15 protein-coding genes are annotated in these 12,772 nt (G+C 69.1%); 3 read left to right on the plus strand and 12 right to left on the minus strand.

The window, feature by feature from the left end; genetic code table 11:
- The first annotated feature begins 26 nt into the window (after positions 1-26).
- The 3 genes from M2421_RS04620 to M2421_RS04630 are packed head-to-tail and all read left to right on the plus strand — an operon-like array spanning position 27 to position 2,051.
- Positions 27-593, plus strand: a complete 567-nt coding sequence (locus tag M2421_RS04620) for a YqgE/AlgH family protein (RefSeq protein ID WP_259203640.1) — start codon at positions 27-29, stop codon at positions 591-593.
- Positions 586-1,083, plus strand: a complete 498-nt coding sequence (gene ruvX / locus M2421_RS04625) for a Holliday junction resolvase RuvX (protein WP_259203642.1) — start codon at positions 586-588, stop codon at positions 1,081-1,083. Before M2421_RS04620 ends, ruvX begins: the two co-directional genes overlap by 8 nt.
- Positions 1,084-1,100: 17 nt before the next feature.
- The gene (locus tag M2421_RS04630; protein WP_259203644.1) at positions 1,101-2,051 is read left to right on the plus strand and encodes an aspartate carbamoyltransferase catalytic subunit; all 951 of its coding nucleotides are present in this window, start codon (positions 1,101-1,103) and stop codon (positions 2,049-2,051) included.
- A gap of 475 nt (positions 2,052-2,526) precedes the next feature.
- On the opposite strand, the gene M2421_RS04635 is transcribed toward M2421_RS04630, so the two are convergent.
- From M2421_RS04635 to M2421_RS04690, 12 genes are all read right to left on the minus strand, one after another.
- On the minus strand, positions 2,527-3,264 hold the full coding sequence (locus tag M2421_RS04635; RefSeq protein ID WP_259203646.1) for a hypothetical protein: 738 nt from the start codon (positions 3,262-3,264) through the stop codon (positions 2,527-2,529).
- Between the two features lie 60 nt (positions 3,265-3,324).
- Positions 3,325-4,137: a prolyl oligopeptidase family serine peptidase gene (locus M2421_RS04640; protein ID WP_259203648.1), complete on the minus strand. Its 813-nt coding sequence runs from the start codon at positions 4,135-4,137 to the stop codon at positions 3,325-3,327.
- A gap of 67 nt (positions 4,138-4,204) precedes the next feature.
- Positions 4,205-4,471, minus strand: coding sequence for a hypothetical protein (locus tag M2421_RS04645; RefSeq protein WP_259203650.1), 267 nt, complete (start codon positions 4,469-4,471; stop codon positions 4,205-4,207).
- Between the two features lie 14 nt (positions 4,472-4,485).
- Positions 4,486-5,847 (minus strand): magnesium transporter, encoded by a 1,362-nt coding sequence (gene mgtE, locus M2421_RS04650; RefSeq protein WP_259203652.1) that lies wholly within the window; start codon positions 5,845-5,847, stop codon positions 4,486-4,488.
- A 225-nt stretch (positions 5,848-6,072) separates the two neighbouring features.
- Entirely contained in the window at positions 6,073-7,851 is a 1,779-nt protein-coding gene (gene ptsP / locus M2421_RS04655; RefSeq protein ID WP_259203654.1) for a phosphoenolpyruvate--protein phosphotransferase, read from the minus strand.
- 2 nt (positions 7,852-7,853) lie between these two features.
- Entirely contained in the window at positions 7,854-8,123 is a 270-nt protein-coding gene (locus tag M2421_RS04660) for an HPr family phosphocarrier protein (RefSeq protein ID WP_259203658.1), read from the minus strand.
- Positions 8,116-8,508 carry a PTS fructose IIA subunit family protein gene (locus M2421_RS04665; RefSeq protein WP_256775714.1) on the minus strand — a complete coding sequence of 131 codons (393 nt, stop codon included), beginning with the start codon at positions 8,506-8,508 and terminating at the stop codon, positions 8,116-8,118. Before M2421_RS04665 ends, M2421_RS04660 begins: the two co-directional genes overlap by 8 nt.
- Positions 8,509-8,625: 117 nt before the next feature.
- Entirely contained in the window at positions 8,626-9,516 is an 891-nt protein-coding gene (gene rapZ / locus M2421_RS04670; protein ID WP_259203662.1) for an RNase adapter RapZ, read from the minus strand.
- Positions 9,513-10,463, minus strand: a complete 951-nt coding sequence (hprK, locus tag M2421_RS04675) for an HPr(Ser) kinase/phosphatase (protein WP_259203663.1) — start codon at positions 10,461-10,463, stop codon at positions 9,513-9,515. The genes rapZ and hprK overlap by 4 nt, the downstream gene beginning before the upstream one ends.
- Positions 10,460-10,912: a PTS sugar transporter subunit IIA gene (locus M2421_RS04680; RefSeq protein WP_259203665.1), complete on the minus strand. Its 453-nt coding sequence runs from the start codon at positions 10,910-10,912 to the stop codon at positions 10,460-10,462. The genes hprK and M2421_RS04680 overlap by 4 nt, the downstream gene beginning before the upstream one ends.
- Before the next feature lie 21 nt (positions 10,913-10,933).
- Positions 10,934-11,251, minus strand: coding sequence for a ribosome-associated translation inhibitor RaiA (gene raiA, locus M2421_RS04685; RefSeq protein WP_259203666.1), 318 nt, complete (start codon positions 11,249-11,251; stop codon positions 10,934-10,936).
- A gap of 58 nt (positions 11,252-11,309) precedes the next feature.
- Positions 11,310-12,749: an RNA polymerase factor sigma-54 gene (locus tag M2421_RS04690; RefSeq protein WP_259203669.1), complete on the minus strand. Its 1,440-nt coding sequence runs from the start codon at positions 12,747-12,749 to the stop codon at positions 11,310-11,312.
- Between the last annotated feature and the right edge of the window lie 23 nt (positions 12,750-12,772).

A 12,772-nucleotide genomic window follows, 5' to 3' on the forward strand; every position in this document is an offset into this window, starting at 1 on the left:
CGGGCGCAGCGGTTAGAATGGGACCCATGTCCGAGCTTTCCACCTCTCTCGCCCATCACCTGCTGGTCGCGTTGCCGTCGCTGACCGATCCGACGTTCGCGCGCAGCGTGGCGCTGATCTGCCAGCACGACGACAACGGTGCGATGGGCGTGCTGGTCAACCAGCCGTCCGAATACACGCTGGGTGACGTCCTCGCGCAGATGGAGATCGTCACCGACGACCCCGCGCTGCGCGGCCAGGTGGTGCTCAACGGCGGTCCGGTGCACCCCGAGCGCGGCTTTGTCATCCATGACGACGCGCGCGACTGGGATTCCAGCCTCGCGGTGGGCGAAGGCGTGTACCTGACCACCTCGCGCGACATCCTCGAGGCGATGGCCCGTGGCGAAGGCCCGCGCAATGCGCTGGTCACCCTGGGCTGTGCCGGTTGGAGCGAGGGCCAGCTGGAAAACGAGCTGGCCGAAAACAGCTGGCTGGCCGTGCCGGCCGATGCCGACCTGCTGTTCAGTACCCCGCTGGACCAGCGCTGGCAGGGGGCCGCCTCGCGGATCGGCGTGGACCTGTTCCGCCTCACCGATTACAGCGGCCATGTCTGAACCGGCCGCGCCAGCGCCCGCCGCAGGCACGCCCGCGACCATCCGCCGCGATGGCACGGTGCTTGGTTTCGATGTCGGTTCGCGCCGGATCGGCGTGGCGATCGGCAGTTCGTTCGGCACCCACGCACGCGCCATCGCCGTGGTGGACGTGCATGGCAACGGGCCGGACTGGCTCGCGGTCGAGCGCCTCATCAAAGAGTGGCGGCCCGACGGCCTGGTGGTCGGCGATCCGCTCACCCTGGATGGCCAGGACCAGCCCAACCGCAAGCGCGCGCAGGGGTTCGCCCGCCAGCTGCGGGAACGCTTCAAACTGCCGGTGGTGCTGGTCGACGAGCGTTCCAGCTCGGTCGAGGCGGCGCGCCGGTTCGCCGTCGAGCGCGCCGAAGGCCGCAAGCGTCGCCGCGATGCCGCCACCCTCGATGCCGTGGCCGCCGCGGTGATCATCGAGCGCTGGCTGTCCTGTCCCGACGACGCCACCCCCGTTTCCTGACTCCCCAGACCCTGCCCATGACCCCCTCGCAACTCGATTCCGATGGACGCCTGCGCCACCTGCTGACCCTGGAAGGCCTGCCCCGTGACACCCTGTTGCAGTTGCTGGATCGCGCCGGCCAGATCCGCGATGCGGCGGTCGGGCGGGTCGGCAACAAACGCCACGTGCTGGGGGGCTCGGCGGTCTGCACGCTGTTCTTTGAACCGTCCACGCGCACCCGCAGTTCGTTCCAGCTGGCTGCCCAGCGGCTGGGGGCGGACGTGCTCAACTTCGATGCGTCGACCTCGTCCACGCGCAAGGGCGAGACCGCCTGCGACACGCTGAAGAACCTGGAAGCGATGGGCGTACGCGGCTTCGTCGTGCGCCATCCCGATGACGGCGCCGTGGCCCAGCTGGCCGCCGCCGCAGGTGAGGGCACCGCGTTGATCAACGCCGGCGACGGCCGCAGCGCACACCCCACCCAGGGCCTGCTGGACATGCTTACCCTGCGCCAGGCCAAGGGCAGTGATTTCTCGAAGATGAAGGTGCTGATCGTCGGCGACGTGAAGCACTCCCGCGTGGCGCGCACCGACCTGCATGCCCTGCGTACGCTGGGCGTCGGCGAGATCCGCGTCTGCGGCCCGCAGTCGCTGCTGCCCGACGATGACACCCTCAAGGGCTGCATCGTCGGCCAGGACTTCGACGCCCTGCTGGAGGGCGCCGATGCGCTAATGATGCTGCGCCTGCAGCGCGAGCGCATGGAAGAAGGCCTGGTGCCCTCGATCGAGCAGTACCACGCGCAGTACGGCCTGGACGCCGCGCGCCTCAAGCGCGCCGGCACCGATGCCGCCGTGCTGCACCCGGGCCCGATCAACCGCGGCGTGGAAGTCACCGACGAAGTGGCCGACGGCCCGCAGTCGTGGGTCCTGCGCCAGGTCGCCAACGGCGTGGCCGTGCGCATGGCGGTGCTGGAAACGTTGCTGGGCTGACGCCCGCCAGCCGGCGCCGCGACGGCTCGCGGTGTGCTGGGCAACGGCCGGCTCCCCGTGCAGTCGGGTCGCGTGGAGCCGGCCAACGGCCGGCACGACCCGTCCATCGGCCCGCCGCACCCCACGCAGCGGGAGTCTGCGATCTGTGCGCACCTGCCCGACGCGACCGGATGACCCGGAATGCCGTCAGCGCGCCGCCGCAGCGACGCGTGGGTCCTGACCGCGTGGTCGTGGCTACCCGATTGCCATAACGCGCCGTGGCATCCCGCCCACTCATTCCACCCAGGTGTGCTGGACGTCGTGAAGCACCGTGCAACCCAACAGGGTGGCCGCCGCGTCCGGGTCCTCGCACCCGCGCCGCTGAGTGCGGCAGACCAGCGTCAGGACGTCGGCCGGCCCAGGCAGCGCGCAACGGCCGACGCGCAGTCGAGCGGCGCGCATGGCGCATCGTCGACGTCTGCTCCGTCGGCTGTCACTACCGACGCTGTTCCTGCTGCAACTGCTCGATATACGCCAGCTCATGCTTGGCCGTGGGGCTGTCCGGGTCGAGCTTCTGCGAGGCGATATAAGACGCGCGCGCGTTCTCCAGCTCGCCCAGCTCGATGTGCGCGAAGCCCACGCCGCGCAGGGCCAGGGCTTCCATGTGGCGATTCTCGGGCTGGCTGCGGGCCAGCATCAGGGCGCGGTCGTAACTGACCTTGGAACCCTGCCAGTCCTTGCGACGGGTGAGTGCCGCGCCTTTTTCGCACAGCGGCTCCACGTCGTAGGGCGCCACGGCGATGGCCTTGTCCAGCCAGCGCAGCGCCGCGTCGATGTCGCCGCGCTCGATCTCGATGTAGCCCAGGTGGGTGTAGGCGTTGGCGCAGGCCATGTCCAGCCATTCGGTGGGCGTGCCGCGGCCAGGGCCGTCCATGTACAGCGCGTACTGGCGGTGGCTCTGGAAGCTCAATGCCTTGCGCCCGGGCACCTGCTGCTGCGCGTCGCAGTAGCGCACCGCCTCGGTCAACACGGGAATGGCCGCCTCATGGTTGCCGGCCAGGCTGGCCTGGATGGCCTGCCTCACCGCGGCACGGTGCTGGGTGCCCAGTGCCGGCTCCCCGGCGGGCGACTGCAACGGCGTCGTGGTCAGGTAGCTCGCGCCGGGCCCCTCCTGCGCGAACCCGACACCCGGAACGGCCAACGCGGCCCACAGCAACAACGATCGAATACGCATCCTCGGCCTCCATGCAAAGCAGATGTGAGGGCCGACGATAGCGTGTTCGCGCGCGTTGCGTCAGTGCCGGCGCTGCGCCCACAGCCACGTCCACATCGTGGCATCGGCATAGGTCGCGTCCCAGGCGTTGTGGTTGCCGTCCGGGTACTCGGTGTAACGCACATCGGGCGCGCCCGCCTGTTGGAACGCGGCCTGCAGCCTGCGGTCGTCCGCCGGTGGCACCACGTCGTCGCGCGCGCCATGGAAGATCCAGATCGGGGTCTGGGTCAGGCGGGCGGCGATGGCGGCGTACGGGTCGCTTTCATGCGCCACCTCCTCCACGAACAGCGTGGGGCGCACCGCGCGTGGCGCCAGCACGGCGCCGCAGACCGGCACGATGGCGGCAAACCGCTGCGGGGACGCCAGCGCGATGTTCCAACTGCCATAGCCGCCCATCGACATACCGGTCAGGTACTGGCGTTGCGGATCGGCGCCGAACTCGGCCAACGTCGCATCCAGGGCGGCCAGCGCGGCACGGTTGTTGTCGCCCGACCACTCCTCATCGCCTGGCACCTGTGGCAGCACCACCAGTGCCGGGAAGGCATCCGCATGGCGGCGCAGGTAGGGGCCGAGGCCAGCCTCGGTCTGGGCCCGGTTGTCGTTGCCGCGCTCGCCGGAGCCGTGCAGGAACAGCACCACCGGCAGGGCGCCGGAGGCCGCACGCGCACCGCGTGGGATGAACACCTGGTAATAGCGGGTGCGCCCGTCGAGCTTGACCGCCCGGGCCTCGAAATGGCCGACGTCGCTCCGCGACGGCGCGCAGCCGGCCATGCTCAGCATCGCCAACACCAACACCAACGTCCATGACAGCCACCGCGCGTGTCGTCGTGCCATTGCCCATCCTCGACTGGAATCGTTTTCAGTCTAGGCCGCCTGCCAGCGCCGGGCATCTTGCAGTGCGTCAGTGCGGGCGCGGTGCCGAGGCCAGGATCGCCATCTGCTCGATCGCCTCGGGATGGCCCTCGGCAGCGGCCGCCTGCACCTGCGCCAGGCTGGGGTGGACCACCAGCAGCAGCGGGTTCTCGCACTGCGGGCAGTCGAACTGCGCCTCGTCTTCGTGCAGCTCCATGGGCATCTGCCGCGCCGTGCCCTGCCATTCGCACGCATCGCAGGTGTGGCGACGGTCGCGCCAGCCGGGGAGGAAATAGTTGTCGAGGGTCAGCGCCATGTCGAGGTCGTCCGTCAGTGCAGCAGGATCAGGGTGGCCAGGCCGAGGAAGCTGAAGAACCCCATCACGTCGGTGACGGCGGTGACCACCACGGTGCCGGCCACGGCCGGGTCCACGTTCATGCGCTTGAGCAGCAGCGGCAGCAGCACGCCGGCCAGGGCGGCGGCGCAGAAGTTGATGATCAACGCCAGGGTGATCACCAGCGACAGCAGGAAACTGTGGAACCACAGGTAGGCGATGATGCCGACCACGGTGCCGATCAACGTGCCGTTGATCAGCGCCACCCGCGACTCCTTCCACAGCAGGATGCGGGCGTTGCTCTGGCCGACCTGGCCCAGCGCGATGCCGCGCACCATCAGGGTCAGCACCTGCACCGCGGCGTTGCCGCCGACGCCGGCCACGATCGGCATCAGCACCGCCAGCGCGACCACCTTCTGCAGGGTCATCTCGAACTGGCCGATCACCGTGGCCGCCAGGAACGCGGTGCACAGGTTGATGCCCAGCCAGACCACGCGGCCGCGCACGGCGCGCTTGATCGGCGAGAACAGGTCTTCTTCCTCGTCCAGGCCGGCCGCGCCGAGGGCCTGGTGCTCGGCCTGCGAGCGGATGATGTCGACCACGTCATCGATGGTGATGCGGCCGAGCAGGATGTTGTTGTCGTCCACCACCGGGGCGGAGACCCAGTCATGGTCGGAGAACTGGCGGGCCACTTCGTCGGCGCTCTCGCCGACGTCGATCGCCGGCTGCTCGTCGTCGATCAGCCGGTTGATCGGCGTGTTGTCCTCGTGGGTCACCAGCGCGGCCAGCGACAGCCGGCCCAGGTACTGGTGGCGACGGCTGACCACGAACAGGTGGTCGGTGTGGTCGGGCAGCTCGCCCCGCAGGCGCAGGTAGCGCAGCACCACGTCCACGTTGACGTCGGCGCGCACGGTCACCACGTCCGGGTTCATCAGGCGGCCGGCGCTGTCCTCGGGATAGGACAGCACCTGCTCGAGCCGCTCGCGGTTCTCGCGGTCCATCGACTTGAGCACTTCATCGATGACCGTGTCCGGCAGGTCTTCGACCAGGTCGGCAAGGTCATCGATGTCCAGGTCTTCGACCGCGGCGATGATTTCGTCCGGGTCCATGTCGGCCAGCAGGCTTTCGCGCACTTCCTCGCCGACGTGGACCAGCACCTCGCCGTCGTCTTCCGGGTCGACCAGGCCCCACACCACCTCGCGCTTGCCCGGCGGCAGCGATTCCAGCAGGTTGCCGATCTCGGCCGGCGCCAGCGTATTGACCAGGCGGCGCACCGGACCCAGGCGCCCGCTGTCCAGTGCATCGGACAACAGCCGCAGCTGGCGTGCCGTCTTGTCGTGGCGTACGGCTTCGGCCATGGGCAGCTCCTGCGGAAAAGAAAAGGCCGCTATCCCGGGCAGGATGCGGCATCGGCGGTGGTCACCGCGTCATTATCGCGTGCTTGTGTGTCAATCGGGTAGCGGCGCACGCCGCAGCGCGGCGCGTGTGGACCCATGCATTGGATGAGCGGTAGTGCCGGCCGCTGGCCGGCGCTTGCGCCGGTCGATCCGAACGTTGATGCGGTTGCCGGACAACGACCGGCGCTACCGGTCGATGCCGGCCTTTTCGATCCAGCGTTCGATCCCGCGGCGGTCGCGCGCCTGCAGCAGCTTCGGCGCCATGGCCTGCAACACGGACAGGTCGCTGTCGCGGATCGCACGCCGCACTTCCAGCAACGTGCCCGGGTGCAGGCTGAACTCGGTCAAGCCCAGGGCCAGCAGCAGGCGGGTCATCAGCGGGTCGCCCGCGATCTCCCCGCACACCGCCACCGGGATGTCGTAGGCCTGGCCGGTGCGCAGGATATGCGCCAGCAGCCGGACCACCGCCGGATGCAGCGGCGAGTACAGTTCGCCGACCGCCTCGTTGTTGCGGTCCGCGGCCAGCAGGTACTGCACGAGGTCATTGGTGCCGATCGACAGGAAGTCGACCAGGTCGATGAAGCTCTCCAGCGCGATCGCCGCGGCCGGCACTTCGATCATCGCGCCGAACGGAATGTGTTCGGCCACCTCGTAGCCTTCGGCGCGCAGCAGCGCGGCCTGCTTGTGCAGGCGCCGGCGCACCGCGAGGATCTCCTCGCGGGTGCTGACCATCGGGATCAGGATGCGCAGCTTGCCGTACGCCGAGGCGCGCAGGATCGCGCGCAGCTGCGTGTCGGCGACCTTCGGCCGCGCCAGTGACAGGCGCACGCCGCGCAGGCCCAGCGCCGGGTTCTCTTCGTTGCTCAGGGTCAGCCCGGTGCGGTCGGCCTTGTCAGCGCCCAGGTCCAGGGTGCGGATGGTGACCGGCCGCCCGCTCATGCCGAGGGCGGCATCGCGGTAGGTCTCGAACTGCTCCTGCTCGTCGGGCAGTTCGTTGCGCTGCAGGAACAGGAATTCGGTGCGGTACAGGCCCAGACCATGCGCGCCCAGCGCATGCGCCTGGGTGACGTCCTCGCTGGATTCGGCGTTGGCCAGCAGGGCGATGTCGACGTTGTCGCGGGTGCGCGTCGGCTTGGTCCGCAGGCGGCCCAGTTCGCGCTGCTCGCGCGCGTGCTCGCGCAACCGCACGCGGTAGCCGCGCAGTTCCGGTGCCTGCGGGTTGACGGTGACCGTGCCGTCGCTGCCATCGATGATCAGCACGTCGCCATCGGCGACCTTCTGCAGCACGTTGGGCACGTTGACGATCAGCGGCAGGTGCAGGCTGCGCGCCAGGATCGCGCTGTGCGAGAGCGCACTGCCACCGGCGGTGACGATGCCGACGACGCCGTGGGCCTGCAGCTGGGCCAGCTCGGAGGGGGCGATGTTGTCGCAGACCAGGATCTCCCCGGCCATGCCTTTCACGTCCGGCGGGCGCTTCTGCAGGAAGGCATGGATGCGCCCGATCACATGGTCCAGGTCGTCCATGCGGCTCTTCAGGTAGGCATCGTCCATGCCGTCGAAGACCTTGGCCAGGCGGTCGCGCTGCACGCGCAGCGCATAGCCGGCGCTGTACGGGCCGCTGCGGATCAGCTCGTCCAGCCCGAACAGCAGCTCGGGGTCGTCCAGCAGCAGCGCATGCAGGTCGAGGAACTCACCGACTTCCTGGTTCAGGGCGCCGTGCAGGCGCTGGCGCAGGTCGTGCATTTCCGCACGCGCGGCATCCACCGCGACGTGCAGGCGCGCCAGTTCTGCGTCGATTTTGGCCGGCGGGATACGTTGTTCGGCCACTTCCAGCGCGTGCGGCAGGCGCACCCGGGCCCGGCCCAGGGCATTGCCGCGCGAGGCGCCGTGGCCGGCCAGCAGCAGGGCACCGGACGCCGTCCGTGCCGGTGTGCCGGAACCCGGTCGCGACGGCGGCGCCGGCATGCTCAGCTGTCCTCGTCGAAACGCCGCTCGAACAGCGCGACCACCGCCTCCATCGCGGCGGCTTCGTCTTCGCCGTCGATGCGCACGGTGACCGGGGTGCCCTGGCCGGCGGCCAGCAGCATCACGCCCATGATGCTCTTTGCGTTGATCTCGCGGCCCTTGGCGGCCATGGTCACGTTGCAGCGGAACGGGGCCAGCTCCTGCACCAGCTTTGCAGTGGCGCGGGCATGCAGCCCCAGGCGGTTGGATACGGTGAGTTCACGTTCAAGCATCGTCGACAATCGCTCCATTGCGAGTGCCTGCCGCAGCAGTGGCAGGTAGTTGATCCAGTCCCTGTTCCGGATAATTCATCACCCGCAACAACATCGGCAGGCTCAGCGCCGAAACCCGGCGAACCGGGGTGCCCAGACGAGCCAGTTGCCCGGCCAGATTGCTGGGGCTGGCGCCGTACAGGTCGGTCAGGATCAGCACGCCCTGGCCACTGTCCACCCGGCGCAAGGCGGCCGAGGCGAGCGGTAGCAGGACGTCCAGGTCTGCGTCGAACGGTACTTCGAAAGCGTCGGTCTTCAGCGGCAGGTGCCGCAGCAACCGGGTCGCCACCTCCAGCAGGGAGGTGCCAACGCCAGGATGAGTTACGAGGAGAATGCCACAGGTCATCTTCGAACGTTAACAGGTCAACATGAATTGGGGGTAGGGGGAGCCGCAGGGTCTGGCCCGGGAGCCCCCGGTCGTTACCCGGGTGACGGCCGGAGGATGCCGGCGACCGCCGTGCGATCAGTCCTGTTCGCGATGGAAGGTGGCCACCTCGGCCCAGCCCTGGTCGCGGGCGTGCCGGGCCATGCGCTCGGCCATGTACACCGAGCGGTGCTTGCCGCCGGTGCAGCCGAAGGCCACGGTCACGTAGCTGCGGGTGTCATTGCCCAGCCGCGGCAGCCAGGTGTCCAGGAAGTCGACCAGCTGGGCGGCATAGCGTTGGACGTCCGGCTGCGCGTCCAGGTGCTCGCGCACGCCGGCGTCGCGGCCGGTCATCGAGCGCAGCGCCGGGTCCCAATGCGGGTTGGGCAGCACCCGCACGTCGAACACGAAGTCGGCCTCGGCCGGCACGCCGCGCTTGTAGGCGAAGGATTCGAACAGCAGCGACAGCTTGTTGCCATGGGTGAGGGCGAACTCGGTCACCACCTTGCGGCGCAACTGGTGCACGTTGAGGCTGGTCGTGTCGATCACCGCATCGGCGGCGCGGCGCAGCGGCGCGGTCAGTTCGCGCTCGCGCGCGATGGCTTCCGGCAGCGACAGGCCCAGCTGGCTCAGCGGGTGCCGGCGGCGGGTGTCGGCGTAGCGCTTGAGCAGGGTCTCGTCGGTGGCATCGAAGAACAGCAACTGCGCGTCCAGGCCGGCGGCCTGGGCTTCTTCGCGCCAGTGCGAGAGTTGGCTCAGATCGCTCTGCCCGCGCACGTCGATGCCCACCGCCAGCCGTCGCGGGGCATCGGCATCGTGGCCGGCCAGCAGGCTGCGGACGAAGTCCGGCAGCAGGTTGATCGGCAGGTTGTCCGAGCAGTAGTAGTCGAGGTCTTCCAGGGTCTTCAGCGCGACCGTCTTGCCCGACCCGGACAGGCCGCTGACGATGATCAGGGTCGCGGCGGCTGGGGCGGAGGCGGGGGTACTCATGGCGTTCGTCGTTCCAACAGGTTGCTGTGGCGGGCGATGAACATCGCCGCGGGGTCGATACCCTTGGTACGCAGAATGTGCAGCCGGGTGGCCGCCTCGGTGAGTACCGACAGGTTGCGGCCGGGCATGACCGGCAGGGTGATCAGCGGCACGTCCAGGTCCAGCACGTGGCGGGTGCCGGAATCGCCGGTCAGGCGCTCGTAGCCGTGCGGGGTGGGTTCGGTCATGGGCTTGGTCAGGTGCACGATCAGGCGAAGGTACTTGTTCTTCTTTACCGCCGTATCACCGAACATCTCGCGCACGTTGAGCACGCCCAGCCCGCGCACTTCCAGCAGGTCCTGCAGCAGTTCCGGACAGGTGCCGTCGAGCACGTCCGGGGCGATCTGGGTGAATTCGGGGGCGTCGTCGGCCACCAGCCGGTGGCCGCGGCTGAGCAGCTCCAGCGCCAGCTCGCTTTTGCCCGACCCCGCCTCGCCGGTGATCAGCACCCCGATCGAGTAGATCTCCATGAACACGCCATGCAGGATCACCCGCGGCGCCAGGGTGCGGGCCAGGTGGTAGGAAAGGTGGTTGAGCAGTTCGTGGCCACGCTTGGGCGAGATCCACAGCGGGGTCTGCGATTCGTCGGCGGCCGCGCGCAGGTCTTCCGGGCAGGGCTGGTTGCGGGTGATCACCAGCGCCAGCGGGTGCGACTGCATGATCCGTTCGATGGTTTCCCAGCGCTGCCGCGAATCCAGCGAATCCAGCCAGGACAGTTCCTCGGTGCCCAGGATCTGCACCTTGTTGGGGTAGATCGCGTTGAGGTAGCCAGCCAGCGACGGGCGCCGCGACACGGTGTTGCCCGCTTCCAGTTCGCGGCGTTCGCCCTGCTGCCCGGCGATCCAGCGCAGGGCCAGGCGGTCGCGTTGCTGTTCGAACAGCTCACGCGCGGTGATGCTGGTATTCATGCGGCGCTCGCCGGCGGGGGAAATTCGATGACCCGACGCAGTGCCTCGCCGTCGCGCGCTTCGCGCAGCGCCTGGCGGATGGCCGGCTCGGAAAACAGCTCGGCCAGCTCGGACAGCAGCATCAGGTGTTGATGGGTGTAGTGGGCGGGAACGGCAATGGCGAACACCAGGTCCACCGGTTCGTCGCCGCCGAACGCGATCGGCGCTTCCAGCCGCAGCAGGGCGCCGCGGGGGCGCTCGAGCAACGGGGCGCGGCCGTGCGGAATGGCGATGCCATGCCCGATCGCGGTACTGCCCAGCAGTTCGCGCTGGCACAGGTTCTGGTAGATCTGCTCGGCGTTGGCTTCGCGGCAGGCCAGCAGCCGGGCGGCGGCGAGCAGGACGCTGTCGCGATCGGCGGCCGGCAACACTTGCGTGCGCACGGCCGCCAGAAGATCAGTCAAGGGCATGTCGGGGGAAGAGCGAGGACGTCAGTCGTCATTGTCGCCCACCGGCAGCGGTGCGTGCTGCTGTTTTTTCTCCTTGTGCTTGATGACAAGGCGGTCGAGCTTGTCGGCCAGGATGTCGATGGCGGCATACATGGTCTGGCCGCCGGCCTCGGCATGCAGGGTCTGGCCGGGGACGTTGGCGCTGGCGTCGACGTGGTGCTCGTTCTTGCGCAGGCCAAGGGTCACGCGCACCTCGCAGTGCTGGTCGAAGTGCTTGCCCAGGCGCTGCAACTTGGTCTCCACATACTCCTGCAGGGCCGGGGTCACTTCTACATCCTTACCAAACGTCTCGATGCGCATCGGGTTTCTCCTTTGTTCGGATTTGCCAATGAACCTTCCCGCCTGGCGCGGTGAAGCGTCAGACGATTCTTACCCTTTCGTGCGAGGCGGAAATGTTCATGGCCTCACGATACTTCGCCACGGTGCGGCGCGCCACCGGTATTCCCGAGGTTTTGAGCAGGTCAGCCAGCTTGGCGTCAGAAAGCGGTTTGCGCGGGTTCTCATCATCGATCAGGCGGCGGATCATGGCCTGGATGGCCGTGCTGGACGCTTCCCCGCCGCTGTCGGTGTCGATGCCCGAGGCGAAGAACGCGCGCAGCGCCAGGGTGCCGCGCGGGGTGCGCACGTACTTGCGGGCGATGGCGCGGGAAATGGTCGATTCGTGCAGGCCCAGTTCGCCGGCGACCTCGCGCAGGGTCAGCGGGCGCAGTGCCTGTTCGCCGAACTCCAGGAACGCGGCCTGCTGCTGCAGCAGGCTGCGCATGACCCGCAGCAGGGTCTCTCCGCGCGCCTCCAGCCCCTTGAGCAGCCAGCGTGCTTCCTGCAGGTGGGCGCGCAGGTAGCCGGCGTCGGCATCGCCGCAGCGGCGGATCATCTGTTCGTAGCCGCGGTGGATCACTACCTTGGGGCCGGCGTGGGCGGCCAGGGCGGCGCGCCAGACCCCGTTCTGGCGCCAGACCACGCAGTCGGGCACCACATAGCTGTCGTGGGCCAGTTCGCCGATCTGGGTGCCGGGGCGCGGGTCGAGCGAGCGCAGCAACTGGACGGCGGTGTCCACCTCGGCCAGCGGTTGGCGCAGTTCATGGGCCAGACCGGCGACGCCGCTGCGCGGCAGCCGCTCCAGCGGGCCGTCGGCGATGCGCCTGGCCAGGGCCAGGCCGGGGGTCTCCGGGGCGAGCACGTCCAGCTGCAGCTGCAGGCATTCGCCCAGGCTGCGCGCGCCCACCCCGATCGGGTCGAAGCGCTGGATCTGGTGCAGCACCGTGAGGATCTCGGCTTCATCGGCGTGAATGGCCGGCAGCAGGGTTTCGGCGATCGTGGACAGCGGCTCGCGCAGGTAGCCGTCGTCTTCGAACGCGTCGATCAGGGCCGCGCCGATGCTGCGGTCGCGGACGGACAGGTGCGACAGGTGCAGTTGCCACAGCAGGTGGTCGGCCAGGCTTTCGGTCTCGGCCACGCGCTCGGCGGCGCTGCCGTTGTCGTCATCGTCGAACGACCCGCCGCTGTTGCCGCTGCTCCAGTCGCCCTCGCCGGGCGCCCAGTCATCGCTGGCCGTGGCCTGGTGCTCGCCGTCGGTGTGGGTATCGGTGGGGGGGGCCGGGCGATCGTCGTCGCCGGGCGCCACCTCCAGGCCGGGCTCGGCGTTTTCCGCCCAGTCCAGCAGGGGGTTGGTTTCCACCGCCTCGGCGATTTCCAGCTCGAGTTCGGCGCTGGACATCTGCAACAGCTTGATCGCCTGACGCAGCTGCGGCGTCATGACCAGTTGTTGCCCCAGCGATGTCTGCAGCCGTGCTTTCATGCCTGTGCCGAACGAAGGGAAGG

This window comes from Stenotrophomonas sp. BIGb0135 (assembly GCF_024810105.1).
GTDB classification, from domain to species: Bacteria; Pseudomonadota; Gammaproteobacteria; order Xanthomonadales; family Xanthomonadaceae; genus Stenotrophomonas; species Stenotrophomonas maltophilia_AB.

Excerpts from the sequence above, each read along its gene's own strand:
- M2421_RS04620 (WP_259203640.1), top strand. The coding sequence starts at position 27 with ATGTCCGAGCTTTCCACCTCTCTCGCCCATCACCTGCTGGTCGCGTTG.
- ruvX (WP_259203642.1), top strand. The coding sequence starts at position 586 with ATGTCTGAACCGGCCGCGCCAGCGCCCGCCGCAGGCACGCCCGCGACC.
- M2421_RS04630 (WP_259203644.1), top strand. The coding sequence starts at position 1,101 with ATGACCCCCTCGCAACTCGATTCCGATGGACGCCTGCGCCACCTGCTG.
- M2421_RS04635 (WP_259203646.1), bottom strand. The coding sequence starts at position 3,264 with ATGCGTATTCGATCGTTGTTGCTGTGGGCCGCGTTGGCCGTTCCGGGT.
- M2421_RS04640 (WP_259203648.1), bottom strand. The coding sequence starts at position 4,137 with ATGGCACGACGACACGCGCGGTGGCTGTCATGGACGTTGGTGTTGGTG.
- M2421_RS04645 (WP_259203650.1), bottom strand. The coding sequence starts at position 4,471 with ATGGCGCTGACCCTCGACAACTATTTCCTCCCCGGCTGGCGCGACCGT.
- mgtE (WP_259203652.1), bottom strand. The coding sequence starts at position 5,847 with ATGGCCGAAGCCGTACGCCACGACAAGACGGCACGCCAGCTGCGGCTG.
- ptsP (WP_259203654.1), bottom strand. The coding sequence starts at position 7,851 with ATGCCGGCGCCGCCGTCGCGACCGGGTTCCGGCACACCGGCACGGACG.
- M2421_RS04660 (WP_259203658.1), bottom strand. The coding sequence starts at position 8,123 with ATGCTTGAACGTGAACTCACCGTATCCAACCGCCTGGGGCTGCATGCC.
- M2421_RS04665 (WP_256775714.1), bottom strand. The coding sequence starts at position 8,508 with ATGACCTGTGGCATTCTCCTCGTAACTCATCCTGGCGTTGGCACCTCC.
- rapZ (WP_259203662.1), bottom strand. The coding sequence starts at position 9,516 with ATGAGTACCCCCGCCTCCGCCCCAGCCGCCGCGACCCTGATCATCGTC.
- hprK (WP_259203663.1), bottom strand. The coding sequence starts at position 10,463 with ATGAATACCAGCATCACCGCGCGTGAGCTGTTCGAACAGCAACGCGAC.
- M2421_RS04680 (WP_259203665.1), bottom strand. The coding sequence starts at position 10,912 with ATGCCCTTGACTGATCTTCTGGCGGCCGTGCGCACGCAAGTGTTGCCG.
- raiA (WP_259203666.1), bottom strand. The coding sequence starts at position 11,251 with ATGCGCATCGAGACGTTTGGTAAGGATGTAGAAGTGACCCCGGCCCTG.
- M2421_RS04690 (WP_259203669.1), bottom strand. The coding sequence starts at position 12,749 with ATGAAAGCACGGCTGCAGACATCGCTGGGGCAACAACTGGTCATGACG.